Source organism: Serratia sp. PF-27 (genome assembly GCF_030053255.1).
Classification (GTDB): domain Bacteria; phylum Pseudomonadota; class Gammaproteobacteria; order Enterobacterales; family Enterobacteriaceae; genus Serratia; species Serratia bockelmannii.
Window position 1 is genome coordinate 204,438 of sequence record NZ_JASGBT010000015.1, and the last position, 26,650, is coordinate 231,087.

Sequence of the window (26,650 nt, forward strand, 5' to 3'; positions counted from 1 at the left end):
ATAAAAAAACACCGGGGCGTTAACCTCGGTGTTTTTATTTACGCCCAATCTGCCGACGATCAGTGAGCCGCGGTGGCTTCCTGCGCTTTCTGATTGGCGTCTTCGGTGGTATCCAGCGTCATGCGGTACAGTTTCGGCGCGGTCAGCATCATCAGGATAGCAATGACGGCGGTGACGATGCCGATTTGCATAAACACATGGCTGTAGATGGCCAGCGAAGCGTGCGCGTCGTTGATGTCGCTTGGGACGGCGGTCAGACCGGCAACCTTACCGGCGATCAGCGCGGCGGCGGCGGTGGTCAGGAACCAGGAACCCATGATGAAGCCCATCAGACGCTGCGGCACCAGCTGTGCCACCATCGCCAGACCCAGGCCGGAAATCATCAGCTCACCGATGCTCTGCAGCGCGTAGCTCAGGATCAGCCAGTTGACCGACACAATGCCCTGTTCGTTGGCGAAGCTGGCGCCCCATGGCAGCACCAGGAAGGCGCAGGAGCACAGGATCATACCGAAAGCGAACTTGTGCGGCATCGGCAGGCGATCGCCCATTTTGTTATACAGCGCGGCCAGAATCGGGCTGGCGAGCATGATCCAGAATGGGTTCAGCGCCTGATACTGCTCAGGCTCGAAGGCGATGCCGAAGATGCTGTGTTCCACGTTGTGGATGGCGAAGAAGTTCAGTGAGGTTGGCATTTGGCTGTACAGCACGAAGAACACCACCGCTTCCAGCATCAACAGGAAGGCGACGATCATCTTGCGGCGTGCGGCGCCGTGCAGGGCGAAGGTTTCCTTGGCGAACACCAGCACGATGCCGGCGGAAACGAGGGCCAGCGCCCAGCGCGCGATCACCTGGTTGTGCAGCAGCCAGCTGGACACGGCGATCAACGCCACGATGCCGACCAGCACCATCAGCAGTTTCGGCAGATGCAGCGGCTTGAAGTCAGGCTTGGAGCCGTTTTCCTTCACCCACTTGTGGCACATCATAAAGTTGACCAGGGTGATCAGCATGCCGACCACGCTCAGGGAGAACGCCACGCTCCAGCCGTATTTCGCTGCCAGCCACGGGGTGGCCAGCATGGAGAAGAAGGAACCGATGTTCACCGACATGTAGTACATGGTGAAGGCGCCGTCGAGACGCGGATCGTCTTTCTCATAGCAGGTGGACAGTAGGGAGGACGGGTTAGCCTTGAACAGGCCGCTGCCCACGGCGATGGTCGCCATACCCATGTAGACCCAGAAGATGTCGTGGCCGGAGTAGGCCACCATGGCGTAACCGGCGGCCAGCACCAGTGCGCCGAGCACGATCACGCGTTTGGCACCCAGCACCTTGTCGCCCAGCCAGCCGCCGATGGCGACGAAGCCGTATACCAGGGCGCTGAAGGAAGAGAACAGGGTGATGGAGTCGGCTTCGCTCATGCCGAGCATCTTGACCAGATAAACCGCCATGATGCCCTGCAGGCCGTAATAGCCGAAACGCTCCCACAGTTCGATCGAGAAGATCAGATAGAACGCTTTCGGTTGTTTGAACGCGTTAAGGCTAACGCTCTCCGGGTGTTGGTTGTTTGCTGTTGACACTGGTACCTCTGTTTTTTCGCAGCCCGTCTTTGGAGGACGGGAAAGTACAAAAGTTGATGCGGAACGGCATCCTTTTGCGTTGTTATAGGATGGGGACGGCGGTTAATGTTCACTATCTTTGTCAACGTGGCAAGCAGTTTGTCATATTCGGTTACATTTAACGCTCGCAGGATTATGCTGCGATGTTGCAAATGTTATGCAGTATTAACTTTCGGGTTTTAATGATTTGCCGATTTTTTGTTTTGATTAAAAGCTATACGGATTTTAAACAGTGATATATTCTGCTGAATTGCTATTTTTTAGCGCATCAGTGTATGTGTGGTTATTAATCCATTGGAATGTTGTGCATATGACGCATTTTGTAAAATTATAGAAATTTAAGAAAACGGGGCTGGCATTTGTGAACGCCTTGTGATCCTGAAAGCGTGACGTTCACCGCAATTTTCGACTAATTTTTCGCTTGAAAATAACACGGCACTGAGTTTTTCACTGAAAACCGCGATAACACCGGGGTTACTGCTGCGCGATATCACATTTCCGATAAAAAAGAGGCGCTGGCGGGGAGAGATGAAGCGACGGGTGCGGTTTGCCGCACCCAACAGGCTCAGGATTCCGGATAAACCTTTTCTTTATACTCGCACAGGTCTTCGATAATGCAGGAACCGCAGCGCGGTTTACGCGCGATGCAGGTGTAGCGCCCGTGCAGGATCAGCCAGTGGTGGCAATCGACCTTGAATTCGGCGGGCACCACCTTCAACAGCTTCTCTTCCACCTGATCGACGTTCTTGCCCGGCGCGAAGTGGGTGCGATTGCACACCCGGAAGATATGGGTGTCGACGGCGATGGTCGCCCAGCCGAAGGCAGTATTGAGCACCACGTTGGCGGTCTTGCGGCCGACGCCCGGTAGTGCTTCCAGCGCGGCGCGATCCTCCGGTACTTCGCCGCCGTGCAGCTCCAGCAGCATGCGGCAGGTCTTGATCACGTTTTCGGCCTTGCTGTTGAACAGACCGATGGTCTTGATGTACTCCTTGACGCCATCAACCCCCAGCGCCAGCATGGCGGCGGGGGTGTTGGCGACCGGGTACAGCTTGGCGGTCGCCTTGTTGACGCTTACGTCGGTGGCCTGCGCAGACAGCAGCACCGCAATCAGCAGTTCAAATGGCGTGGTGTACACCAGCTCGGTGGTCGGATGCGGGTTGTTGTCGCGCAGCCGGGTCAGAATTTCCAGTCGCTTCTGCTTGTTCATCAGGCCTTCTCAGCACGTCCTTGTTCCAACAGCGGTTCCACTGCCACGGCGCGGGCTTTGCGCGCCTTCATTTTTTCGTCGATCAGATATTTGACCGCCAGCAGCAGCCCCAGGCCGATAAAGGCACCCGGCGGCAGCATCGCCAGCAGAAACGGGCTGTCGAAATGCACGACTTCGATGCGCAGCGACTTGGCCCAGCCGCCCAGCAGCTGATCGGCGCCGTCGAACAACGTGCCGTTACCCAACAGTTCGCGCATCGAGCCCAGCGTCACCATCACGCCGGTAGCGCCGAGGCCGATGGCCATGCCGTCCAGCGCCGAGAGGCCGACCGGCTTCTTGGCGGCCACCGCTTCGGCGCGGCCCACCACGATGCAGTTGGTCACGATCAATGGAATAAAGATGCCGAGCGACTGATACAGGCCGAAGGCATAGGCGTTGATCAGCATCTGCACGATGCTCACCACCGCGGCGATGATCATCACGTAGATAGGAATACGCACCTCGCTCGGCACCCAGCGGCGCACCGCGGAGATGGAGGCGTTGGTCAGCGTCAGCACCAGCGTGGTGGCCAGCCCCAGGCCCAGCGCGTTGGTGACGGTGGACGTCACCGCCAGCAACGGACACATGCCCAGCAGCTGCACCAGGGCGGAGTTATTTTTCCACAACCCCTGGACGATCAATTCTTTGGCTTCACTCATTCGCTGGCTCCACACGCAGGTAAGCTTTCAAGTTTAGGCGGCAGCGTTTCCATATACAACGCCGTACGGCGCACCGCATTGACCACCGCACGCGGGGTGATGGTCGCGCCGGTGAACTGGTCGAACATACCGCCGTCTTTCTTCACCGCCCAGCGCTTATCGTCAGGGCCTTCGATTTTCTTGCCGCTGAAGAAAGAAATCCAGTCGGAAATGCGTAGTTCAATTTTGTCACCCAGCCCCGGGGTTTCGTGGTGCTCAATCACGCGGGTGCCGAGCACCGTGCCGTTGAAATCGGCGCCGACCAGCAGTTTGATGGCGCCGGAGTAGCCGTCCGGCGCGGTGGTTTCCAGCGCGCCGGCGGTCGGTTGCCCGTTTTTGCGCGCCAGGTACAAACGGTGCGGCGCGCCGTCGCCGAGCGCCGGGTCGCTGACCAGGAAGCACTCGTTCTGCATGATGTTGTCGTAGTTTTCCGGCGGTACCACCTGATCGAGCAGCGCTTTTTGCTGCAGCGCCGCCTGATGGGCGATGGTGGTTTTCGTCAGGGCATAGACCACGGCGGTCAGGCCGGTGGTGACTGCCGCAAACACCGCCAGCGTGGTGCCGTGCTTTCTCATGGAATTCAGCATGGCGGCTCCTTAGCGATGGCCGTACACGCGCGGCTGCGTGTAGTGGTCGATTAACGGGACGGTGATATTGGCGAGCAGCACGGCGAAGGCCACCCCGTCAGGATAGCCGCCATAGACGCGGATCAGCCACACCAGCACGCCGATCAGCGCGCCGTAGATCAAACGGCCCTTCGGCGTAGTGGAGGCGCTGACCGGGTCGGTGGCGATGAAGAACGCGCCCAGCATGCTGGCGCCGGAGAACAGGTGGATCAGCGGCGAAGCCTGATGCGCCGGATCGAGCCACCAGGCCAGACCGGAACAGAAAGCGATGGCGGCCAACATGCTGAACGGGATCTGCCAATGGATCAGGCGGCGCGCCAGCATAAACAGACCACCGGCCAAGAAGCCGAGGTTGACCCACTGCCAGCCGATGCCGGCCAGGGCGCCGCCGAACAGCGGCTGCTGCAACACCTGTTCCACGCTGTGGCCGCTGCGCAGGCCGGTTTTGAAGCCGTCGAGCGGCGTGGCCTGGCTGATGCCGTCCACGCCCATCTGCAGTTCGTGCAGCGTCGCGCCTTGCGAGGTATGGCCACTGAAAATGGTCAGCAGCGTGTCGTGGAGCGACAGCGCAGTGGCGCGCAGCTCATCCGGCGGCAGCCAGCTGGTCATCTGCACCGGGAAGGAGATCAGCAGCACCACGTAACCGACCATCGCCGGGTTGAACGGGTTTTGCCCAAGGCCGCCATACAGCTGTTTGGCGATAACGATGGCGAAGAAGGTGCCGATGACGATCATCCACCACGGCGCGAGCGGCGGCAGGCTGATGCCGAGCAGCAGCGCGGTCAGCAGGGCGGAGTTATCCGCCAGCCGGCTGCGCACCGGCAGCTTGCGCAGCCTGAGGATCGCGCCTTCCGCGGCCAGCGCGACGATCGCCGCCAGCGCCACCTGGATCAGCACGCCGTAGCCGAAAAACCAAATCTGCGCCGCGATGCCGGGAATGCACGCCAACATCACCCACAGCATAATGCGGCTGGTGCTTTGCTGGTTGTGGGTGAAAGGCGAGCTGGCGATGTGTAAGCCTTTGGCGGCTGTGGGTGATACCGGCCTGAACTTCATAGAGTAACGATACCTTCTGCGCCGCGCCTGCGGCACTTTCGATGCGCCGAATTGCGGGCGCGGCAAAAAATAATAGCCGAGCATTCTACCTGATTCGATGCGAGGGTAATACGCCTTAATGGTAGGGGTATTCGGCTTTCCGCACATCTGGCGATCGGGACGGCGCGATTTGATTTTTTTTTGGACGGTAAATGGGCTAACGTGAGGAATTGTCAGTGGAACTTGTGCCGCCATCGACCGCGGAAAATGGGTTAAGCGTCTGAATGAGATATCATTTTTCTCCAGATTTCCGCACAAAATAACAACTTTCACATAATCCGTGTAGGTTACTATCGCGAACATTATTGAGTCAGTGAATCCATAATAATGACAAATGAAGACATTTTTTTTATTGAAGAGCTAATTGAGTGGGTGGAGATACATCTGGAGAAACGGCCAAACCTGGATGAAGTCGCGCGTATTTCGGGCTATTCCAAGTGGCATCTGCAGCGTAAATTCAAGCGTATTACCGGCATTCAACTCGCCACCTATATCCGTTCGCGCATCCTGACGCGCGCCGCGGTGGCGCTGCGCATTACTCGCCGCTCCATCATCGACATTTCCGATGAGCTGGGCTTCGATTCACAGCAGACCTTCACCCGCATGTTCAAGCAGCGCTTCGGCACCACGCCCAATCGCTACCGCTCGATGGCGCACTGGGACGTGAAAAACCTGATGCCGCGCTTTAACTTCGAAGCCAGCTACGGTGCCGGTTATTATCCGGAAGTGAAGCGGTTGACGCTGCCCGACATGCAGTTGGTCGGTTTCACGCGTCGGTTGGATTTCGCCTCCGAACAGGAGCTGGAATATTCTTCCTGCATGGCGATGAAGGACGAGATTTTCAACGACTTCTTCAAGGGGTTGCACGTTGACTGTCGGCGAATTTACAGCATTTATTCTCCTCATGCCGGGGAGGGCGACGAGCTCTCGTCCACGTTGGTGATGGCGGTCGATCCTGAACACAAAAAGGATATTCTTTCCAACCATCAGATCGACACCTTCCATCTGCCGAGCCGCGAGTTTATCTCCATCAACCATAAGGGCACGGCGAAAGAGTGTCTGCAGTTTTTCGGCTACCTGATGTCGCATGTGATGCCGGGGCTGAAGGATGAGGTGCGCGGCAGTATGGAAATGGAGATCATTCAAACCAAAGAGTGGAACCCCGAGTCCAAACTGCGCCAGATTGAAGTGGATTACACCTACCTGATTTCTATCGATTAAACGGCACCCGGGGGCGGCCAGGCGCCGCTGTCATTATTTGTCTTCCGTTTCCGCCGTCAGCGATTCCCTGGCGGCTTTTTTGGCTTTGGCGCGGGCGATAGCCGCTGCCACCGCCGCCTTGCGCGGGTCTTCCTCGGCGGCAGCCGGAGCCGGTTCCGCCGCTGCAGGAGCATCCGCCTGCTGCGCGGCTTTCTTGGCTTTTACACGTGCCAGTGCCGCGGCAACCGCTGCTTTGCGCGGGTCTTCCTCGACGGCAGCCGGAGCCGGTTCCGCCGCTGCAGGAGCATCCGCCTGTTGCGCGGCTTTCTTGGCTTTTACACGTGCCAGTGCCGCGGCAACCGCGGCCTTGCGCGGGTCTTCCTCGACGGCAGCCGGAGCCGGTTCCGCCGCTGCAGGAGCATCCGCCTGCTGCGCGGCTTTCTTGGCTTTGGCGCGGGCGATAGCCGCTGCCACCGCGGCTTTGCGCGGGTCTTCCTCGGCGGCAGCCGGAGCCGGTTCCGCCGCTGCAGGGGCGTCAGATTGTTGCTCCGCTTTTTTGGCCTTCACGCGCGCCAAGGCGGCAGCAACGGCCGCTTTCCGCGGATCGTCCTCTGTTGCGGCCGGCGCTTCTTTACGCGCTTTCACGCGGGCCAGCGCCGCGGCCACGGCGGCTTTACGCGCGTCGTCGCCGGTGGCCGCCGGCGGTGCTTTCGTTTCCACCTCGGCAGCCAGCTGGGCACGTCGTTCGCGCGCCTGCGCTTTACGTGCTTCGCGGGCAGCGATCATCTCGCTGTTGTCCGGCTGCTGGCCGTCGACCGGCGTAACCGCCGCTTCGGCATTCTTGCTGCGTACGCGCGCCAGCGCGGCCTGCACCGCGCCCTGATCGTCGTCGGTCAGTTTCACGGCGGCCTTTTTATGTCGCTCTTCGCGCGCCAGTTTCTCGCGCTCCAGACGGGCCTGCTTGGCTTCGAAACGGGCCTTGGCCTCGGCGGTGCGCGCCGCCTCCAGATCGATAGCCTTGATTTCGGCCTTTTCCTGACGGTAGTACTGCACCAGCGGAATGTTGCTGGGGCAGACGAACGCGCAGGCGCCGCATTCGATGCAATCGAACAGGTTGTGGTTACGTGCCTTGTCGTGCTCCTGCCCGCGGCTGAACCAGTACAGCTGTTGCGGCAGCAGCCCGGCGGGGCAAGCGTCCACGCACAGGCCGCAGCGGATGCAGGATTGCTCGGGTTCCTGCGGCGTCATTTCATCGACCGTCGGCGCCAGAATGCAGTTGCTGATCTTGACGATTGGCACGTTCAGCGCGGGCAGGGTGAAGCCCATCAGCGGGCCGCCCATGACCACCATCTGCTGCGCCTGCGGGCGGAAACCGGTGAAGTCAAGCAGGTGCTGCACCGGCGTGCCGATGCGCGCCCACAGGTTACCGGGGCGCTCGATCGCCTCGCCGGTCAGGGTCACTACGCGCTCAATCAGCGGTTCGCCGTCGACGATCGCTCGCTTGATGGCGAAGGCGGTGCCGACGTTTTGCATCAATACGCCGATAGCGGAGGAGTGTTTGCCGTGCGGCACTTCCTTGCCGGTCAAAATTTTGGTCAGCTGCTTGGCGCCGCCGGACGGGTATTTGGTCGGGATGACGCGCAGCGCAATGCCGGTTTGGCCGCGCAGCGCCTGTTTCAGCGCCGCGATCGCCTCCGGTTTGTTGTCTTCGATGCCGATCAGCGTGAGCTTGGGTTGCAGAATGTGTTGCAGGATCTGCGTGCCTTCAATGATCTGATCGGCATGTTCCTGCATCAGGCGGTCGTCAGCGGTGATGTAAGGCTCACACTCGGCGGCGTTGAGGATCAGCGTTTCCACGCCGCTCATGCCGCCTTGCAGTTTGCTGGCGGTCGGGAAGCCAGCGCCGCCCAGACCGGCGATGCCGGCCTGATGAATACGTTGAATCAGTTCCGCGACGGGGGATTGACGGTAGTCCGCAACCGGATCGCGCTCGCACCAGCGGTCTTCCCCGTCCGCCTCGATAATCACGCACAGCTCCGTCAGCCCGGACGGGTGAGCGGTGATGTGCGGCGTAATGGCGCTGACGGTGCCCGAGGTCGGGGCATGCACCGGCACGGTGCGGCCGCGGCCGACGGTCAGCGGTTGGCCTTTCAACACCCGATCGCCGGCGTTGACGCACAGCTCGCCTTCCGGCCCCAGATGCTGCTGCAGCGGAATGATAAAGGTCTTGGGCAGGGGAGCGATACGCAGCGGCGCACCGCTGGACTGCGTTTTCATTTCCGGTGGATGGATCCCGCCGTCGAAATCCCAGATCCGGTCTTTTTTAAAGGCGGCGAACAGATTAAGCATGTTGCTCCACGTGGATCACTTGCACCGGGATCGTCTTCATGTCCCACTTCCAGTTGGCGGTGGTGGTAGCGACCGGTCTCATTTCAATACAGTCGGTAGGGCAAGGGGCGACGCACAGATCGCAGCCGGTACAGAGGTCGGTAATGACGGTATGCATGGCGCGGGTGGCGCCGACGATGGCGTCCACCGGGCAGGCCTGAATGCACTTGGTGCAACCGATGCAGTTGGCCTCGTCGATATAGGCCACCTTACGCTCCGGCTCGGCGGCGGCTTCGCTACCCAGCGGCTGCGGCTCTACGTTGAGCAGCTCCGCCAGTTTCAGCATCACCTGTTCGCCGCCTGGCGCGCATTTGTTGATCATCTCGCCGTTGGCCACTGCCTCGGCATAGGGGCGACAGCCGGGGTAGCCGCACTGGCCGCACTGGCTCTGCGGCAGGATTGCGTCGACCTGCTCGGCGACCGGATCCTCTTCCACCTCAAAACGGCGCGCGGCGTAACCCAGCACCAGTCCGAACAGCAGCCCGAGCGCGCTTAAAGCCGCGATAGCTATCCACAACGCAGTCATTAGAATTTCACCAGCCCGGTAAAGCCCATAAAGGCCAGCGACATCAGCCCGGCGGTGATCAGCGCGATCGAGGAGCCGCGGAACGGCGCCGGGACGTCGGCGACCGCCAGACGTTCGCGAATGGCGGCGAACAGCACCATCACCAGCGAGAAACCGGCGGCGGCGCTGAAGCCGTAAACGGCGGACTGCAGGAAGTTATAGCCGAGGTTGACGTTAAGCAACGCTACGCCCAGCACCGCACAGTTGGTGGTGATCAGCGGCAGGAAGATGCCCAGCAGGCGGTAGAGTGCCGGGCTGGTCTTGCGCACCACCATCTCGGTGAACTGAACGACGACGGCGATCACCAGAATGAAGGAGAGCGTGCGCAGATACACCAGATCCAGCGGAACCAGAATAAAGGTGTTGATCACCCAGGCGCTGACGGAGGCCAGCGTCATAACGAAGGTGGTGGCCATTCCCATGCCGATGGCGCTTTCCAGCTTCTTGGAAACGCCGAGGAACGGGCACAGGCCAAGAAACTTCACCAGAACGAAGTTGTTCACCAGTACGGTGCCGACAAACAGGAGCAGGTATTCGGTCATTGCGATGCCTAAAAAAATAAAAGCCGCCTATTATCGGGAATCGGCGGCCGGACGACAACATATGAATCGCAGGGGTATTGCCTTTTTTGGTGAAAATTTACACAAATCACCCAATAAAACGTGCTGCAACTCCCTTTAACGTTCGGTAAAGGTCCCTTTGACCCGCTGCGAGCGCTTGATGTAAGGCACCAGCAGCGCCGCCATCAGCAGCGGCCAGCCGAGGCTGCGCACCGCCACTTCATCCGGCACCGGCGCGAAGGCGAAGGCTTTCACCGCCAGAATTACCGTGATCAGCAGCCATAACAAGAACAGTTTGGGGAAGCGCTGCGAGCGCTGGCAAAACAGAAACACCAGCCACAGGGTGAAGCCCCACATCAAAAGCGTGGTCAGCACCGAAAAGTACCATTGCAGGGTAAATGCCTGGGCGTTGGTCAACAGATAGTCGCGCGACTCGGGCATGAAGATCGCCATGGCGTACAGGAGCAGCATCAGGCTGGCGCTGAGCAGGATGACGATCAGATAGGCCAGCGGGGCCAGCAACCAACCGCCGATACGAGTGTATTCAGCTTGAGACATAAAGGCTTCCTGATTGAAACGGGGATCACAGGCGGCATAGCTTAGCGGGTAATATAGGCTTCGTCATCTCTATCAACCGGATAGCTCGGCATCGCGACGCCGGGCCGCACGTTTGGCTACGCCGGCCTCGCTTCGAATTAACATCTCATTTACTTCTTGTTCCATCCGGCCGCATGGTGTCAAATCGAAAGGGTCTGTCGTGAGCCAGCAAGAGGAAATCCCATGGCTGAGAAAATTCGTGTCGGGCTGGTCGGTTACGGCTACGCCGGCAAAACCTTTCATGCGCCGCTGATTGCCGGTACGCCGGGGCTGGAGCTGGCCGCCGTCTCCAGCAGCGATGCCGGCAAAGTGCACGCCGACTGGCCGTCGATGACGGTGGTGGGTGGTGCGCAGGCGCTGTTCGCCGATCCGGCCCTCGATCTGATCGTCATTCCTACCCCCAACGATACCCATTTCCCGCTGGCACAGCAGGCGTTGGCCGCCGGCAAGCACGTGGTGGTGGATAAACCGTTTACCGTTACATTGTCACAAGCGCAGGCGCTGCAACAGCAGGCACAGCAGAGTGGTTTATTGCTGTCGGTGTTCCACAACCGCCGCTGGGACAGCGATTTCCTCACCCTTAAAGCGCTGTTAAACGACGGTTCGCTGGGCGAGGTGGTGTATTTCGAGTCACATTTCGATCGCTATCGGCCGCAGGTGCGCCAGCGCTGGCGTGAACAGGGCGGCGTCGGCAGCGGTATCTGGTTCGATTTGGGACCGCATCTGCTCGATCAGGCGCTGCAACTCTTCGGCAAACCCGAACGGCTGTTTGTCGATCTGGGTGAGCTGCGGCCGGGGGCGCAGGCGGTGGACTATTTCCACGCGCTGCTGAGCTATGGCGATCGCCGTGTGGTGCTGCACGCCAGCATGCTGGCTGCGGCAGAGAGCCCGCGCTACGTGGTGCACGGCACCCGTGGCAGCTATGTCAAATATGGCCTGGATCCGCAGGAAGACCGACTGAAGGCCGGTGAGCGCCTGCCACAGGCCGACTGGGGCTATGACATGCGCGACGGTGTAGTGACGCTGTCACGTGACGATCTGCTGGCTGAGAAACCGCTGCTCAATATTCCCGGCAACTACCCGGCTTATTACGCGGCGGTGCGCGACGCGATTGCCGGCATAGGCGAAAATCCGGTGCCGGCCGCCGACGCCATCGCGGTAATGGCATTGATCGAACTGGGGTTGGAATCGGCCCGGCTGCAGCAGGCGCTGCCGGTGGTCTGATCCCGTTCATTCCTCTGTGCCCGGCGCAACGTCGGGCCTTTTTACGACTTTACGTGCAAGGAAATCCGTTTCATGTCCTGGTTGCAGCGTTTGCGCATTGATAAATTTTTGCTGGTTCTGATTTTGGTGGTGATCGTCGCCTCGCTGTTCCCCTGCGAAGGCATCTGGAAAACCTTCTTTGAACACCTGACCACCGCCGCCATCGCGCTGCTGTTCTTTATGCACGGCGCCAAGCTGTCGCGCGAGGCGATCATCGCCGGCATGAGTCACTGGAAGCTGCACCTGCTGGTGTTCCTCAGCACCTTTGCGCTGTTCCCGCTGCTCGGGCTGGCGATGAACTTGCTGGTGCCGGGCATCATGACGCCGACGGTCTATCTCGGCTTCCTCTACCTGTGCGCGCTGCCGGCCACGGTGCAATCGGCCATCGCCTTTACGTCGGCGGCGGGCGGCAACGTGGCGGCGGCGATCTGCAGCGCCTCGGCATCGAGCATTCTCGGCGTGTTCCTGTCGCCGCTGCTGGTGGGGGCGTTGATGCATACTCAGGGCGGCAATACCGACGTGCTGCACGCCATCGGTTCGATCATTTTGCAATTGATGGTGCCGTTCGTGATCGGCCACCTGGCGCGGCCATTGATCGGCAAGTGGATCGATCGCCATCGCAAACTGATCAACCTGACCGACCGTTCGTCGATCCTGCTGGTGGTGTATACCGCGTTCAGTGCGGCGGTGGTGGAAGGGATTTGGCATCGCATCGACGGCTGGTCGCTGCTGACCATCCTGGTGATGTCGCTGGTGCTGCTGACGGTGGTGCTGGTGATCAACACCTACGCGGCGCGCTGGCTGGGCTTTAACACCGCCGATGAAATCACCATCGTCTTCTGCGGCTCGAAAAAGAGCCTGGCGAACGGCATCCCGATGGCCAACGTGCTGTTCCCGGCCGCGGCGGTGGGCGCGATGGTGCTGCCGCTGATGATTTTCCACCAGGTGCAACTGATGGTGTGCGCGGTGCTGGCGCAGCGCTATGCGCGTAAAACCGCCAAACAGCGGGCCGAGGCGGAGGCGCTGGCGGCCAAATAGGCCGCAGACCGCTAACGGCGGCCCAGCGCGTCGAGCAGAAAGTCGGCGCGCTCGTCCGGTGAGGCGCGCGGCAGTTCTTGCAGCTGATAGCCATAGCGGCGATAGACGGCCACCATCGCCCGGTAGGTCAGCTCGGCTTCGGCGAAAGATTGCTTTCTTTCGCTGTCCTGCGCATAGATCGCTTGCCACGGCGGGGCGATGAACACCCTTTCGGCATAGCGGAAGGTGCCGATCGCCGCCGTCAAATGCGCGGGGATCGGCAGCCCGCACAGCGTGAGATACCCGGCGATATCCGGCAGGCCGCGATCGAAGAACCAACATGTTGCACCCGTCGCTTCGCGCCATGAATGCAGTTCCCAATCGAGCATCCGCTCGGCGAAGGCCTGACGATCGCCCCACGGTAGCGCATTACCCCCAATATTCACCTGATGCTGAATAATCGCCCGGCCCGCCTCCAAGGAGTGCGGGTAACCACGGCGATGAAGAACGTCGATGAGCGTGCTTTTGCCCGAACCCGGGCCGCCGGTCAGCACGATGCGGCGTAGTTTGTCAGACATACGGAATTCCTCTCTTGCCACAGAGTGATGGGGTGAAAACAGCGATAAAGACGAGCAGGCGGAAGAAAACGGGGGATGAGAAGAAGGCGCCGTTTGGCGCCTTGGGAGATTTAGCCCTGCACTTTGGCGCGCAGTGCCTGTTTTTCCTGTTCGCTGAGGAAAGCCAGCTTCAGGCCATTTTCCTGAGCGGTGCGGATTTCTTCCGGCGTCAGCCCGGCCTGCGGCGCGGCGACGCGGTATTCATGCTCGATCTCGATGCCCTGAACCGCCGGATCGTCGGTGTTGATCGACGCCAGCACGCCGTGGCGCAGGAAAGTGGCCAGCGGATGCTGCGCCAGCGACGGCACGGTGCTGGTCTGGATGTTGGAGGTCAGGCAGGACTCGATGCCGATGCCGTGTTCCGCCAGGAAGTCCATCAGCGCTGGATCTTCGACCGCTTTCACCCCGTGGCCGATACGTTCGGCGCCCAGCTCGCGGATCGCCTGCCAGATGCTTTCCGGGCCGGCGGCTTCGCCCGCGTGCACGGTGATGCGCAGGCCGGCGTCGCGCGCGCGGTTGAAGTGGCTGAGGAACAGGCTACCGGGGAAGCCCAGCTCATCGCCCGCCAAGTCCAGCGCGGTAATGCCGTCGCGGTGCGCCAGCAATCCTTCCAGCTCTTGCAGACAGGCGGCCTCGCCAAAGGTGCGGCTCATGATGCCGATCAGGCGAATGTCGATGTCGCGATCGCGGCAGCCCGAGCGGATCCCGTCGATCACCGCTTCCACCACGCCGGCGACCGGCAACTGATGCTTCATCGCCATGTAGTAAGGGGAAAAACGCAGCTCGGCGTAGTGCAGGCCGGCGTTGGCGGCGTCCTCGACGTTTTCGTAAGCCACCCGGCGGCAGGCGTCCAGATCGCCCAGCACCGCCACGCCCCAGTCCAGTTTCTGCAGGAAGCTGACCAGGTCCGGTTCGGCATGGGTGATCTGCACGTGCGGGCGCAGGCTCTCCAAATCATTGGCCGGCAGGGCGAGATTGAACTGGCGACCGAGGTCGAGAATGGTCTGCGCGCGGATGTTGCCGTCGAGATGGCGGTGAATGTCGGTAAGCGGTAGGCGGGGATCGATCATGCTGGGCACTCGCTAATTTATCGTAGGTAAAGTGCAGAACAGTATAAAAACAAATGAATGAAACTTGCCATCTCGTTGCATAAAAAAGTGACTTACATCACAAATAATGCGAGGTGTATCGCATTATCGTCGTGAATCAGGCTTTCAACACGCTGACGCCCGCCTGCTGCAACGGCGCGATCAATGCGTCGTCGGTGGCGCGTTCAACGATGATGGTATGCGCCAGCGTAATGTCACCGATCGCATACTGCGAGGCGGCGTTAAGCTTGGCGGCGGAGGCCAGCACCACGGTTTCCGCCGCGCGGGCCGCCAGCGCGCGTTTGATGTAGGCCTCTTCCAGATCGCCGGTACTCAGCCCTGCAGTGGGGTGCACGCCGGTCACGCCCATAAAATAGAGATCGGCGCGAATATGCGACATCGCTTCCACCGCGGCGGCGCCGACGCTGACGATCGAATGCTTGTACAGCCGGCCACCGATCAGAATCACCTCGACCGTGGGGTGATCGACCAGGCCCACGGCGACGCTGGGGCTGTGGGTGACGATGGTGGCGTTCAGGTTGAGCGGCAACTGCCTGACCAGCTCTGCAGAGGTGGTGCCACCGTCGATAATCACTACCTGGCCGGGGGCGATCAGCGCAGCTGCCGCTTTGGCGATCGCGCGTTTGGCGCCGGATTCCAACTGATTGCGTTCGGCAAAGCTGGCAATGGCGGAAGAAACCGGCAGGGCGCCGCCATGCACCCGCTGCAGCAACCCCTCGGCGTCCAGTTCGCGCAAATCGCGCCGGACAGTATCTTCCGACAGCCCGAACATTTCGCTGAGCTGCTTGGCCAATACCTGGCCGTCCTGAGCCAGTTTTTCCAGAATGATTTTCTTGCGCTGGCTGGTCAACATGGCCATTTTCCTCTCAAATTTGGTTTGCACGAAATATCTTGATCATACACGAAACTGCACGATAGTATCAATTTCCTTCCTCTGGCGGAGTAAACCGATGATAGCCACCAAAGACAGGGTTCGCATTGTCGAAACCCGGGTGTTGTCCGATGACTGGTACCTGCTGAAAAAAACCACCTTTGATTTTCTGCGGCGCGACGGCGTCTGGCAGCGGCAAAGTCGCGAGACCTACGATCGCGGTGATGGCGCGGTCATTTTGCTGTTCAACCGGCAGGCGCAAACGGTGATTCTGACGCGCCAGTTCCGTTTTCCGGTCTTCGTCAACGGCCATGACGGCATGTTGATTGAGGCTGCCGCCGGGTTGCTGGACAACGCGTCGCCGGAGGCGCGCATTCGCGCCGAAGCGGAAGAAGAAACCGGCTATTTCGTGCAGAGCGTGGAAAAGGTGTTCGAAGCCTACATGAGCCCAGGCTCGGTCACCGAGAAGCTGCACTTTTTCGTCGGCGAATATCAGGCGGGCGATCGCATCAACGAGGGCGGCGGGGTGGCGGCTGAGGGGGAGGATCTGGAGGTGCTCGAGCTGCCGCTGGCGCAAGCCCTGCAGGCGATTCGCCAGGGCACGATCGTTGATGCCAAGACCATCATGCTGCTGCAGTTTGTCGCCTTGAACCGGACGTTGGAGGAAGAACGATGAAAGCACAACAAATCTTGATCGCCGGTCCCTATCGCAGCGGCACCGATGGCGATCCGCAGCGTATCGCCGCCAATCTGGCGCGCCTGGAACAGGCGGCGTTGGCGGTTTACCAGCGGGGGCACGTGCCGGTGATCGGCGAGTGGCTGGCGCTGCCTTTGGCGGCGGCGGCGGGCTCCACTCAGGTTGGCGATGCGGTGAGCGAGGCGTTTCTTTACCCGGTGGCGCATCGGCTGATTGCGCAGTGTCAGGCAGTGTATCGCATCGAAGGGGCGTCTGCGGGGGCCGATAACGACGTGCGGCTGGCCAACGAGTGGGGATTGACGGTTTATCGTCGTCTGGAGGAGATCCCGTCTGTTCAGGCGTAACGCAGGGGCGGGCAGAGGCTCGCCCCGTCGCGCTATTGCTCGTCCAGCACCAACCTCAATCCGGCGATCAGCTTGTCCATGCCGGCCTCCAGCTTGCTGCGCGGGCAGCCGACGTTGAGGCGCAGGAACCCGCGGCCCTCCTCGCCGTAGGTAAAGCCCGGCATGATCGCCACCTTTTCACGCTCGATCAGCACCTGCTGCAGCGCCCGATCGTCAACGGCCAGCGGCCGCAGATCGATCCAGGCCAGGTAGGTGGCCTGCGGCGGGCGCCAGCCCAGCGCGGGAAACGCCTGCTCCAGCCGCTCGGCGACGTAGGTCAGATTATCCTGCAGGTAGTCGCGCAGGGCGTCCAGCCAGGGTTCGCCGTGGCGGTAGGCGGCCACGTGCGCCGCCACCGCCAGCACCGCCGGCGAGGAGAGGCCATCGCGGGCTTTGAGCTGCTGGAAATAGGCTTCGCGGCTGGCGTCGTCACTGATAAAGCCGTAGGCGCCGGTCAGTGCCGGAATGTTGAAACTCTTGGAGCCGGAGGTCAGCAAGGCCCAGGCGCCGCTCGCCACCTGGCTCCACGGCGTATGGCGGTGTTCACCCCAGACCATGTCCATGTGGATTTCATCGCTGATCACGCGCACGTCATGGCGCTCGCACAGTTCGGCCATCTGCTGCAGCTCGTCGCGGCGCCACACTTTGCCGGTGGGGTTATGCGGGCTGCACAGCAACAGGATCTTGGTCTGCGGCCGCGCCAGCAGCGCTTCGAGATGCGCCATGTCGCAGCGCCAGTCGTCGCCGGCCTTGTGCAGCGGGCAGGCCAGCAGCTGGCGCTGGTTGGCGAGGATCACCTTGTAGAAGGCGTCATAGGCCGGGGTATGGGTCACCACATAGTCGCCCGGTATGGACCATTGGCGGATCAGCTGCGCCGCCATGTAGATAACGGAAGGGCCGTACACCGCCGTTGCGGTGTCGATAGCGGTGTTGAAGCGTTGCTGATACCAGTGGCGCAGCGCGCCGAGAAAATCCTCATGCTGCCAGCGGCTGTAGCCCAGCACGCCGTGCTGCAGGCGCTGCTGCAACGCCTCGAGAATGCACGGCGCGGTGGCGAAATCCATATCGGAGATGGTGAACGGCAGCAGGTCGTCGCTGCCGAAACGATCGGCGATATAGTCCCACTGGGTGCACCAGGTGCCGTGGCGGTCGATCGGGGTGGAGAAATCAAACATGGGTGGCTCCCTGCAGCGCCGCGGCAGGTTGCGCCGTGGCTATCAGTGAGTCTAATTCATCCTTCACCGATTGCACCTGCGGACCGATCACCACCTGCAGATTATGGTCGTTGAGATGCACCACGCCGATGGCGCGGTGGGCCTTCAGCGCCGCGTCGTCCACCTGACTCATGTCGTTGACCGACAGGCGCAGGCGGGTGATGCAGTTGTCCAGCGTGATAATGTTGCCCGGGCCGCCGAGCGCCGCCAGAATCGCCGGCACGTTGTAGCCGGATTTGCCCACCGCGCCGCTCGGCGCGCTTTGGCTGACGGCGCTGTCGCTCTCACGGCCCGGCGTTTTGATGTTAAAACGCTGGATGGCGAAGCGGAAAATGGCGTAATAGCCGACGAACCAGACGGCGGCCACCACCGGCACCAGATACCACTTGGTGGCGGTGCCGTGCAGAATGCCGAACACCACGAAGTCGATGATGTTGCCGTCGGTGTTGCCGATGGTCACGCCCAGCAGCGCCATCACGGTAAAGCCCAACCCGGTGAGCAGCGCGTGGATCAGATACAGGAACGGCGCGACGAACAGGAACAGGAACTCGATCGGCTCGGTGGTGCCACCAACCACGCAGGCCACCACGCCGGAAATCAACAGCCCTTTGATTTTATGACGGTTCTCCGGCTTGGCGCAGTGGTACATCGCCAGCGCCGCGCCCGGCAGGCCGCCGAGAAACGCCGGCATTTTACCCTGCGACAGGAAGCGGGTGGCGCTCTCGGCGAAGCCGGTGGTGGTTGGGCAGGAGAGCTGCGCCTGGAAGATGGTCAAGGCACCGCTGACGCTGTGGCCGCACACCTCCATGGTACCGCCCGCCTCGGTAAAGCGGATCAGCGCCACCAGAATGTGCTGCAGGCCGAACGGCAGCAGCAAGCGTTCGCCGGTGCCGAACAGCATCGGGCCAAAGGCGCCGGCGCTGTTGATCACCCAGCCCAGCCCGGTGATGCCGGCGGCGAACCACGGCCAGATCAGCGGGATCACCAGGCCGCACAGGCCCAGCACCACGGTGGTGACGATCGGTACGAAGCGCGTGCCGCCGAAGAACGCCAGTGCGTCCGGCAGGCGGATGGTGTGGAAGCGTTCATGCAGGCGATAGACGATGATGCCGACGATCACCGCGCCGAGGATACCGGTATCGATCGACTGAATGCCGAGGATGTTCTGGATATTGTTGGCTTTCAGCACCAGCGGATCGCTGGTGGGCAGCACGCCGGCGGCGGTCAGGTAGAAGTTGGTGCCCAGATTCAGCACGGCGAAGCCGACGAAGCCGGAGAAAGCGGCGACGCCTTTGTTCTCACGCGCCATGCCCAGTGGAATGGCGATGGCGAACATCACCGGCAGGAAGCTGAAGGCGAAGGAGCCTACCTTGCTCATCCAGGTAAAGATCAGCTGGAAGATCGGGTGGCCGATAAACGGCATCAGGGTGATCACGTCGCGGCTGCTCAGCGAGCTGCCGATCCCCAGCATGATGCCGCAGAAAGAGAGCAAGGCGACGGGCAACATGAAGGTTTTGCCCAGGCTCTGGAAGAACTCCCAGAGGGTGATTTTGGGTTTGTTGGCTGCTGACATAACCGACTTCTCCTGGCGAAAAGACGAGCAAAAAGGGGACTTCTGATTAGGTAAAAAGAAGATAAAACGTTTTACCTAGCAAAAATGCGCCGCCAATCACAAATCTGCCGCCCGGTTTTTGGCGACAATGCGGCAGGCAGTAAAACGTTTTACTGAGCTAACGGATTCGGTATACCCTTGATCATTACGGCGCGGGTTGCCCAGGAACGGGTTCGCAGAGACTATGAGCATCAAAAAAATCACCATCACCGATGTGGCGCAGCAGGCGGGCGTGTCGGTCACCACGGTTTCCCTGGTGTTGAGCGGCAAGGGGCGCATTTCGCCGACCACCGTCGAGAAGGTCAATCAGGCGATAGAGCAGCTGGGTTATGTGCGCAATCGCCAGGCGGCGACGCTGCGCGGTGCGGAGTCCGGAGTGATTGGCCTTATTCTGCGCGACATCTGCGAACCCTTCTATGCCGAAATGACCGCCGGGCTGAGCGAGGCGCTGGAGGCGCACGACAAGCTGCTGTTTTTAACCCAGAGCGGGCGCGATGGCCAAGGCTTGCAGCGGGCGTTTGACGCGCTGCTGGCGCAGGGCGTTGACGGCATCGTGCTGGCGGGCGGCATCCGCGCGGCGGCGGGCCTGAAGGAAAAGGCGGCCGAGCAGAGCGTGCCGCTGGTGTGCGTGGCGCGCTCCAGCGGTCTCGAGGGCGTGGACGTGGTGCGGCCGGACAATATGCAGGCCGCCAAGCTGGCCACCGAATTTTTGATCAAACGCGGCCACAGCCAAATTGCTTACCTCGGCGGCCAGAGCGACTCATTGACGCGCGCCGAGCGGCTGGGCGGATTTTGCGCCACGCTGGTACAGTACGGTCTGCCGTTTCGCAGCGAATGGATCGTCGAGTGTGATTGCCGGCAGCGTGAGGCGGCGGAAGCGGCGGAACAGCTGCTGCGCCACTACCCGAACATTACCGCCATCGTTTGCCACAAGGCGTCGGTCGCGCTCGGCGCCTATTTTGGCCTGACGCGCAGCGGCCGCAGCATCGGCTCGGACGGGGTCGACGCCTACTACGGTCGGCAGGTAGCGCTGATCGGTTTCGGCGACGTGCCGGAGGCCGAGCTGACCGAACCGCCGCTGACCTTCGTCTCCAGCTCGGCGCGGGAAGTGGGGCGCAGCGCCGCTGCGCGCCTGCTGCAGCGTATCGGTGACGCCGACCTGCCGGCGCAGAACGTCATTCTGCCGCCGACGCTGATCCGGCGCGGCTCCGCCTAGTCCCGCCGCTGCTCCTCTTCCGCCTCCCGGCGGATCCAACCGATAAAGGTTTTCATCGCCGGCGTCAGATCCCGCGACTTCAAATGGGTCAGCCAATAGGCGCCGAGCGCGGCCTCGGTGGCAAACGGCCTTTGCAGCGCGCCGGCGGCCAGTTCGCGGCGGAACATGCTGACCGGCGCCAGCGCCACGCCATCGCACTGGATCGCGCCTTCCACCATCAGCCTTGACGAGTCGAACACCGGGCCGTTGATCCGCCACGGCGTCACCTGCGCCGCCGTGAACCAGCGCTCCCATTCATCCTTGCGGTAGGTGCGCATCAGCTGCTCGTGCTGCAGATCCTGCGGCGTGCTCAGGCGCGCGGCGACCGTCGGCGGGCAGAGCACCGTCAGCGGCGCGTCGAACAGCTTAATATTGCAGGTGGCGGGCCAGAGGCCTTCGCCGAAGCGGATGGCGAAATCCATACCGTCGGCCGACAGATTGACCAGATTGTTGTGGGTTAGCACCCGCAGATCGATAAACGGGTGCGCCGTGCGGAACGCCGCCAGCCTCGGCATCAGCCAGCCGACGGCGAAGGTGCCGACCACCGCCACCGTCAGCACCTCGTGGAAATGCCCGCCTTCGAACTGCTGCAGCACCGCCTCAATGCTGTCGAAGGCGTCGCTCAACACCGGCAGCAGCGCCTGACCCTCTTCGGTCAAATCGAGCCCGCGCGGCAGGCGGCGGAACAGCTGGATGCCCAGCTGTTCTTCCAGCATGCGCACCTGTTGGCTGATGGCGGCCTGGGTCACCCGCAGCTCCAGGCCGGCGCGGGTGAAGTTCAGGTGGCGGGCGGAGGATTCGAACGCCCGCAGGGCGTTGAGGGGAAGTCGATTGCGCATTGTCGATAGCCATAAGTTTTTCTTTATGCTGGCTGAAATTATTATCGCTTGTCAACCCGGCGGCAAAATCCGATATTTGGCGCGGCTGCTGAGAACGTCGCGGCAGCCGTAAAGGAATGACATCATCAATCAGGGAAAGCGCCGTGTATAACGCCAACAAAAACTTTTGGCCGCGGCCGATGCCCTGCAACCTAAGAGCTTCTATCATGACGAAAATGAACCGCCTGGCGGCCGCGCTGATCGCCGCACTGATCCTGCCGACCGCGCACGCCGCGCAGCAGCAGGATATCGACGCCGTTATTCAGCCGCTGATGAAAAAATATGGCGTGCCGGGCATGGCGATCGCCGTGTCGGTCGACGGCAAACAGCAGATTTACCCGTATGGCGTTGCCTCGAAGCAGACCGGCAAACCGATCACCGAGCAGACGCTGTTCGAAGTGGGCTCGCTGAGCAAAACCTTCACCGCGACGCTGGCGGTCTATGCGCAGCAGCAGGGCAAACTGTCGTTTAAAGACCCGGCCAGCCGCTACCTGCCCGAGCTGCGCGGCAGCGCCTTCGACGGCGTCAGCCTGCTGAATCTGGCGACGCATACCTCCGGTTTGCCGCTGTTCGTGCCGGATGACGTAACCGACAACGCCCAACTGATGGCGTACTACCGGGCCTGGCAGCCGAAACACCCGGCGGGCAGCTACCGCGTCTATTCCAACCTCGGCATCGGCATGCTGGGCATGATCGCCGCCAAGAGCCTCGACCAGCCGTTTATCCAGGCGATGGAACAGGGGATGCTGCCGGCGTTGGGCATGAGCCACACCTACGTTCAGGTGCCGGCGGCGCAGATGGCCAACTATGCGCAGGGCTACAGCAAGGACGATAAGCCGGTGCGCGTCAACCCCGGCCCGCTGGACGCCGAGTCTTACGGCATCAAGTCCAACGCCCGCGATCTGATTCGCTATCTGGACGCCAACCTGCAGCAGGTGACGGTGGCGCAGCCGTGGCGCGAGGCGCTGGCCGCCACGCACGTCGGTTATTACAAGGCGGGTGCGTTCACGCAGGATCTGATGTGGGAGAACTACCCGTATCCGGTGAAGCTGTCGCGTTTGGTTGAAGGCAACAACGCCGGGATGATCATGAACGGCACGCCGGCCACCGCCATCACGCCGCCGCAGCCGGAATTGCGCGCCGGCTGGTATAACAAAACCGGCTCTACCGGCGGTTTCTCCACCTACGCGGTGTTTATCCCGGCGAAGAATATCGCCGTGGTGATGTTGGCCAACAAGTGGTTCCCGAATGACGATCGCGTCGAGGCGGCTTACCACATCATCCAGGCGCTGGAGAAGCACTGACGCTCAGGGGCGACGGCGAGGCGCCCCTACCACCGATGCTGCCGTTCACGCCGCTCGCGCATGTAATCGATAAAGGCGCGCAGCTTGAGCGGCAGATGCCTGCCGGCGGGAAAGTAGATGAAAAATCCCGATGCCTCGCTGGCATACTCCGGCAGCACTTCCACCAGTTGCCCCTGCGCCAGTTCTTGCACCACCGTGCCCTGAAAACGCTGTGCGATACCCAGGCCCGCCAATGCCGCATCCTTGATCAACCGATCCTCGTTAAAGATCAAACTGCCGCTGACGTCCAGCGCGCGTTCATCGTCGCCCAGGCTGAAATACCAGGGCTCCATTTTTCCGCTGCCGGGAAAGCGGTAGCGCAGGCAGTGGTGAGCTGGCAGATCGTCCGGCGTGGCCGGTACGCCGCAGCGCGTCAGATAGTCGGGCGAGGCGACCAGCACCCGGCGCTGGCCGTTGTCGATTGGCACGGCGATCATGTCCTTTTGCAGCATCGCGTGCATGCGAATGCCGGCATCGAAACTGCCCAGCACCAGATCGGAAAAGCGGTCTTCGGTAAACAGCTCAAGCTGTACTTCGGGATAGCGCCGTTGAAATTCCGCCAGATGCGGCATCACCAGCAGCGAAGCGGCCAGTTGCGGCAGCGTGATGCGCAGCAGGCCCGCCGGCTGTGCGCCCAGGGTGCGCACGTCGTCTGCCGCTACGTCGATCTGGCTCATGGCCGGCGAGACCTTCTGATAGAACAACCGGCCCTCGTCGCTGAGGCGCACCGAGCGGCTGGTGCGGTGAAATAAGCGCACCCCCAGCTGATTCTCCAGCGCCTGAATGTTTTGTGACACCGCCGGCGGCGTGACGCCCAGTTGGTTGGCTGCGCGGGTAAAGTTGCCCAGGCGTGCGACGGCTTCGAAATAGGGCAGCAGTTGCAGGAGTGAACTCATCTATTAATAACCTGTGCTTAATGATTCATTAAATTATGTCTTATTTTAATTTATGACGAACGTTTTAGACTGGTTTTACTTTCCCTCAGCGAGATAAAAATCATGTCGGCAACACAACGGGCGTTAACAGAACGGATCGCGGCGATCGATCAACAGGCGATGGCCGAAGGGCGCATCGTAGGCAGCGTGGTGCTGGTGGCGCGGCAGGGCGAGATTTGTTACGCCGGCGCGGCCGGTTATGCCGATCGCGAAGCGCGGCGGTCGATGCGGCGAGAAACGCAGTTTCGGCTGTCGTCGGTTTCCAAACCCTATACCACGCTGGCGGCGCTGCGCCTGATTGAACGGGGCAAGCTGAGCCTGGACGATGCGGTCAGCGACTGGCTGCCGTGGTTTACCCCGGCGCTGGCGGATGGCCGGCGCCCGACGATCAAGATCCGTCATTTGCTGAGTCATACCGCCGGGCTGGACTATCGGCTGAACCAACCGCCGGCAGGCGTTTACCATCAGTTGGGGATCCAGGACGGCGTGGAGCTGTCGACGCTGACGCTGGAGCAAAACCTGCGGCTGTTGGCGCAGGCACCGTTGCTGTCGCAACCGGGAGAGCGCTTCAATTATTCGCTGGCTATCGACGTGCTTGGCGCGGTGTTGGAGCGGGTGACGGGCATGCCGCTGCCGCAGCTGTTTGTCGAATGGGTGGCGCGGCCGCTGGGGCTCGGCAATACCGCGTTTTATACGACGGACGCCGCGAATCTGGCGACGCCGTATTACAACACGCCGCAAGGGCCGCAGCGCATGCATGAAGGCCTGCGGGTGGCGCTGCCGGAGGAGATGGCGGGGGGCGAGGTGCTGTTTTCACCCGCGCGGGCGCTTAACGCGGAGGCTTATCCTTCCGGCGGCGCGGGCATGGTCGGCGATGCCGACGATGTGCTGCAGCTGGTGGAAGCGTTGCGCAGCGGCGGGCAGGGCATCTTGCAGCCGGACACGGTGGCGTTGCTGCGCAGTCCGCATGTGGGGGCGCAGGCGCAAACGCAAGGGCCGGGCTGGGGATTTGGTTTCGGCGGCGCGCTGCTGGTGGACGCAGAAGCGGCGCAGACGCCGCAGCATGTCGGCACGCTGACCTGGGGCGGCGTTTATGGCCACAGCTGGTTCTTTGATCCACAGGCGCAGCTGAGCGTGGTGATACTGACCAACACCGCGTTTGAGGGCATGTGCGGCCGCTATCCGCAGCAGATCCGCGATGCGGTGTATGCGGCGCTGCAGGGGTAAATAAAAAGGGCCCCGCAGGGGGCCCTTGTCAGGCTTTCAGGCGATTACTGCGCCGGTGCCGGAGCGGGTTCCGCTTCCTGCGCCGGTTCAGCGTCTTCCGCCGGGGCGCCCAGCATGGCGAACTGGCCGATGAACTCCTGCAGCGACATCTTGTTGCCGTTCAGGTCAACCTGATTGTCAGCGTAGTGGAACTGGCTCGCGATCACGCCGTCTTTCTGGGTGGTCAGCTTGAACATCTGGCCCATGGCCGCCAGGCCCTGCACTTGCTGCTGCGCCAATTTCTGCGCGTCTTCCTCATTGTAACCCTGCAACAGAGCGGTCTTCGCGGTCACTTCGGTGGCCATCGCTTCTGGAATGGTCAGGCTGAGATCCAGCTTTTTGACCGCCTGAGCGATCACTTGATCCGGCGACTGTGCCGGGGAGGCGGCCTTGCTCGGATCGGTCATCGCCAGATCCAGCGTGAAGAGGCTCTCACCCTTGCTGTTTTTCCAGCTCAGCGGGGCGATGCTGAGGCTTGGGTTGCCTTTCAGCAGCATCGGCAGGTTCTTTTGCAGCATCTCGGAGGTCTGCTGTTCGTAGACGTCCGGATCCAGGTTCTCGCCCTGCTGCAGCAGCGCCATGGTTTGGCGGTTGTAGCTGTCGGAGAAGTCTTTCAGCGCCTTGCCGTCGACGTTGTCGATTTTCAGCGTCAGTTTACCGGCGCCGAAGTCGTTGCCCTGCACCTTGAGCGCGTCCATGGTGTAATCGATCTGGCCGCCGATGTTGCTGCTGCCTTGCTCGCCGAACTTGCTCACCAGATTGAAACCGTCCAACGCCACGGTGTCTTTACCGTCGATCGTCAGTTTGAACTGTTTCAGGGTCATCGTCTGATCGCCGAGCTTCACGCCGAACTTGCTTTCGTTGCTGTTGCCTTTCAGGTTGAAGCCCTGGAAGGTGATCTGCTCGTTTTGGCCGAATTCGTTCGGGCTGGCGAACACGATAGTGTCGCTATTGGCGTCCAGCGCGAATTTTTTCAGATCGCGGGACACGTCGGCGTCAATGGTGGCGCCGCTGAATTTCAACGAAGATTTATCCTTCTGGTAGTCCAGTGGGATAAAGTCGATGGTGGACGCGGTATCGCCGCTGTACGAGATGCGCGAATCGGCGGTAAACAGCGATTTGCCTTTGGTGGTTTCAAACAGGCCTTTCACCGCCGGGGTGTTTTCCAGCTCGGTATGCACCGACGCCATGCTCGGCAGCAGGTTGAATTTTTTCAGCTGCGCGAACGGGAACGGACCGTGATCGATGGTTTCCAGGAACGCCACTTCTTCACCGGCTTTCAGCGCCGCGTTTTCACTGGTATCCGTGCCGTCGGAACGCAGCACATAACGCACTTTACTGCTGAACAGGCCGCGCTGGTAATTTTCATAGCTCAGCTTGACGCCGGCTTTCGGCAGGTAGGCTTTCAGTTGGCCGTTGGCGTTGTCGACGACTTCGCCCATGTGCTGCTCGATCTGTTTCCCGGTGTACCAGGATGCCCCGGTCCATGCTGCGCCAAGAACGACAATGACGCTGACAGCGACTAACGATTTTTTCATAGCTCTGTTTCATCCTTTTTTCTTATCACCCTCCGTTGCGTGGGAGGGGCAAATAGGGGCCGCC

25 protein-coding genes are annotated in these 26,650 nt (G+C 61.2%); 8 read left to right on the top strand and 17 right to left on the bottom strand.

Annotation, left to right across the window (positions count from 1 at the left end):
• Positions 1 to 59 precede the first annotated feature (59 nt).
• The 5 genes from dtpA to rsxD form a co-directional block, all read right to left on the bottom strand.
• A complete protein-coding gene (gene dtpA, locus QMZ29_RS05955; RefSeq protein WP_025302681.1) occupies positions 60 to 1,574 on the bottom strand; it encodes a dipeptide/tripeptide permease DtpA in 1,515 nt (504 codons plus the stop codon).
• A 604-nt stretch (positions 1,575 to 2,178) separates the two neighbouring features.
• Entirely contained in the window at positions 2,179 to 2,820 is a 642-nt protein-coding gene (nth, locus tag QMZ29_RS05960) for an endonuclease III (RefSeq protein WP_019455952.1), read from the bottom strand.
• Positions 2,820 to 3,518 carry an electron transport complex subunit E gene (locus QMZ29_RS05965; RefSeq protein WP_038873082.1) on the bottom strand — a complete coding sequence of 233 codons (699 nt, stop codon included), beginning with the start codon at positions 3,516 to 3,518 and terminating at the stop codon, positions 2,820 to 2,822. The genes nth and QMZ29_RS05965 overlap by 1 nt, the downstream gene beginning before the upstream one ends.
• Positions 3,515 to 4,144 carry an electron transport complex subunit RsxG gene (rsxG, locus tag QMZ29_RS05970; RefSeq protein WP_261425849.1) on the bottom strand — a complete coding sequence of 210 codons (630 nt, stop codon included), beginning with the start codon at positions 4,142 to 4,144 and terminating at the stop codon, positions 3,515 to 3,517. Before rsxG ends, QMZ29_RS05965 begins: the two co-directional genes overlap by 4 nt.
• A gap of 9 nt (positions 4,145 to 4,153) precedes the next feature.
• Positions 4,154 to 5,239 (bottom strand): electron transport complex subunit RsxD, encoded by a 1,086-nt coding sequence (gene rsxD, locus QMZ29_RS05975; protein ID WP_261425851.1) that lies wholly within the window; start codon positions 5,237 to 5,239, stop codon positions 4,154 to 4,156.
• A gap of 366 nt (positions 5,240 to 5,605) precedes the next feature.
• Here rsxD and QMZ29_RS05980 point away from each other — a divergent pair, with 366 nt between their 5' ends.
• Positions 5,606 to 6,499, top strand: a complete 894-nt coding sequence (locus tag QMZ29_RS05980; RefSeq protein ID WP_025302685.1) for a helix-turn-helix domain-containing protein — start codon at positions 5,606 to 5,608, stop codon at positions 6,497 to 6,499.
• Positions 6,500 to 6,532: 33 nt separating this feature from the next.
• On the opposite strand, the gene rsxC is transcribed toward QMZ29_RS05980, so the two are convergent.
• From rsxC to QMZ29_RS06000, 4 genes are all read right to left on the bottom strand, one after another.
• The gene (rsxC, locus tag QMZ29_RS05985) at positions 6,533 to 8,827 is read right to left on the bottom strand and encodes an electron transport complex subunit RsxC (protein ID WP_283003010.1); all 2,295 of its coding nucleotides are present in this window, start codon (positions 8,825 to 8,827) and stop codon (positions 6,533 to 6,535) included.
• Complete coding sequence (gene rsxB, locus QMZ29_RS05990) at positions 8,820 to 9,392, bottom strand: electron transport complex subunit RsxB (protein ID WP_004938428.1); 573 nt, start codon at positions 9,390 to 9,392, stop codon at positions 8,820 to 8,822. Before rsxB ends, rsxC begins: the two co-directional genes overlap by 8 nt.
• Complete coding sequence (gene rsxA, locus QMZ29_RS05995; RefSeq protein WP_004938443.1) at positions 9,392 to 9,973, bottom strand: electron transport complex subunit RsxA; 582 nt, start codon at positions 9,971 to 9,973, stop codon at positions 9,392 to 9,394. The genes rsxB and rsxA overlap by 1 nt, the downstream gene beginning before the upstream one ends.
• Positions 9,974 to 10,108: 135 nt before the next feature.
• On the bottom strand, positions 10,109 to 10,549 hold the full coding sequence (locus QMZ29_RS06000; RefSeq protein ID WP_043143301.1) for a DUF2569 domain-containing protein: 441 nt from the start codon (positions 10,547 to 10,549) through the stop codon (positions 10,109 to 10,111).
• A gap of 222 nt (positions 10,550 to 10,771) precedes the next feature.
• Between QMZ29_RS06000 and QMZ29_RS06005 the strand changes: the two genes are divergently transcribed.
• Together QMZ29_RS06005 and QMZ29_RS06010 are read left to right on the top strand one after the other, a co-directional pair.
• Positions 10,772 to 11,812: an oxidoreductase gene (locus QMZ29_RS06005; RefSeq protein WP_025302687.1), complete on the top strand. Its 1,041-nt coding sequence runs from the start codon at positions 10,772 to 10,774 to the stop codon at positions 11,810 to 11,812.
• A gap of 72 nt (positions 11,813 to 11,884) precedes the next feature.
• Complete coding sequence (locus QMZ29_RS06010; protein WP_033640474.1) at positions 11,885 to 12,889, top strand: bile acid:sodium symporter family protein; 1,005 nt, start codon at positions 11,885 to 11,887, stop codon at positions 12,887 to 12,889.
• Between the two features lie 11 nt (positions 12,890 to 12,900).
• Here the strand turns inward: QMZ29_RS06010 and QMZ29_RS06015 are convergent, their stop codons facing one another.
• The 3 genes from QMZ29_RS06015 to QMZ29_RS06025 form a co-directional block, all read right to left on the bottom strand.
• Entirely contained in the window at positions 12,901 to 13,446 is a 546-nt protein-coding gene (locus QMZ29_RS06015; RefSeq protein WP_261425854.1) for an AAA family ATPase, read from the bottom strand.
• Between the two features lie 110 nt (positions 13,447 to 13,556).
• Positions 13,557 to 14,555: an adenosine deaminase gene (gene add / locus QMZ29_RS06020; RefSeq protein WP_016927887.1), complete on the bottom strand. Its 999-nt coding sequence runs from the start codon at positions 14,553 to 14,555 to the stop codon at positions 13,557 to 13,559.
• A gap of 136 nt (positions 14,556 to 14,691) precedes the next feature.
• The gene (locus QMZ29_RS06025; RefSeq protein ID WP_049201919.1) at positions 14,692 to 15,447 is read right to left on the bottom strand and encodes a DeoR/GlpR family DNA-binding transcription regulator; all 756 of its coding nucleotides are present in this window, start codon (positions 15,445 to 15,447) and stop codon (positions 14,692 to 14,694) included.
• A gap of 97 nt (positions 15,448 to 15,544) precedes the next feature.
• Between QMZ29_RS06025 and QMZ29_RS06030 the strand changes: the two genes are divergently transcribed.
• On the top strand, positions 15,545 to 16,141 hold the full coding sequence (locus tag QMZ29_RS06030) for an NUDIX hydrolase (protein ID WP_141969063.1): 597 nt from the start codon (positions 15,545 to 15,547) through the stop codon (positions 16,139 to 16,141).
• Complete coding sequence (locus QMZ29_RS06035; RefSeq protein WP_141969061.1) at positions 16,138 to 16,506, top strand: NUDIX hydrolase; 369 nt, start codon at positions 16,138 to 16,140, stop codon at positions 16,504 to 16,506. The genes QMZ29_RS06030 and QMZ29_RS06035 overlap by 4 nt, the downstream gene beginning before the upstream one ends.
• Positions 16,507 to 16,538: 32 nt before the next feature.
• On the opposite strand, the gene QMZ29_RS06040 is transcribed toward QMZ29_RS06035, so the two are convergent.
• Positions 16,539 to 17,720, bottom strand: a complete 1,182-nt coding sequence (locus tag QMZ29_RS06040) for a MalY/PatB family protein (protein ID WP_025302693.1) — start codon at positions 17,718 to 17,720, stop codon at positions 16,539 to 16,541.
• Complete coding sequence (gene malX / locus QMZ29_RS06045) at positions 17,713 to 19,332, bottom strand: maltose/glucose-specific PTS transporter subunit IIBC (RefSeq protein ID WP_025302694.1); 1,620 nt, start codon at positions 19,330 to 19,332, stop codon at positions 17,713 to 17,715. Before malX ends, QMZ29_RS06040 begins: the two co-directional genes overlap by 8 nt.
• Positions 19,333 to 19,555: 223 nt before the next feature.
• Here malX and QMZ29_RS06050 point away from each other — a divergent pair, with 223 nt between their 5' ends.
• The gene (locus QMZ29_RS06050) at positions 19,556 to 20,587 is read left to right on the top strand and encodes a Mal regulon transcriptional regulator MalI (RefSeq protein WP_147823743.1); all 1,032 of its coding nucleotides are present in this window, start codon (positions 19,556 to 19,558) and stop codon (positions 20,585 to 20,587) included.
• Here QMZ29_RS06050 and QMZ29_RS06055 read toward each other — a convergent pair.
• The gene (locus QMZ29_RS06055) at positions 20,584 to 21,465 is read right to left on the bottom strand and encodes a LysR family transcriptional regulator (protein ID WP_043143290.1); all 882 of its coding nucleotides are present in this window, start codon (positions 21,463 to 21,465) and stop codon (positions 20,584 to 20,586) included. The genes QMZ29_RS06050 and QMZ29_RS06055 overlap by 4 nt on opposite strands.
• A 206-nt stretch (positions 21,466 to 21,671) precedes the next feature.
• Here QMZ29_RS06055 and blaSRT point away from each other — a divergent pair, with 206 nt between their 5' ends.
• Entirely contained in the window at positions 21,672 to 22,808 is a 1,137-nt protein-coding gene (blaSRT, locus tag QMZ29_RS06060; RefSeq protein WP_261425857.1) for an SRT/SST family class C beta-lactamase, read from the top strand.
• Positions 22,809 to 22,834: 26 nt separating this feature from the next.
• Here blaSRT and QMZ29_RS06065 read toward each other — a convergent pair whose 3' ends face one another.
• Positions 22,835 to 23,743 carry a LysR family transcriptional regulator gene (locus QMZ29_RS06065; protein WP_089180855.1) on the bottom strand — a complete coding sequence of 303 codons (909 nt, stop codon included), beginning with the start codon at positions 23,741 to 23,743 and terminating at the stop codon, positions 22,835 to 22,837.
• 102 nt (positions 23,744 to 23,845) lie between these two features.
• On the opposite strand from QMZ29_RS06065, the gene QMZ29_RS06070 reads away from it, so the two are divergent.
• A complete protein-coding gene (locus QMZ29_RS06070; protein WP_261425862.1) occupies positions 23,846 to 25,009 on the top strand; it encodes a serine hydrolase domain-containing protein in 1,164 nt (387 codons plus the stop codon).
• 44 nt (positions 25,010 to 25,053) lie between these two features.
• Here the strand turns inward: QMZ29_RS06070 and QMZ29_RS06075 are convergent, their stop codons facing one another.
• A complete protein-coding gene (locus QMZ29_RS06075) occupies positions 25,054 to 26,586 on the bottom strand; it encodes a YdgA family protein (protein WP_089195836.1) in 1,533 nt (510 codons plus the stop codon).
• Between the last annotated feature and the right edge of the window lie 64 nt (positions 26,587 to 26,650).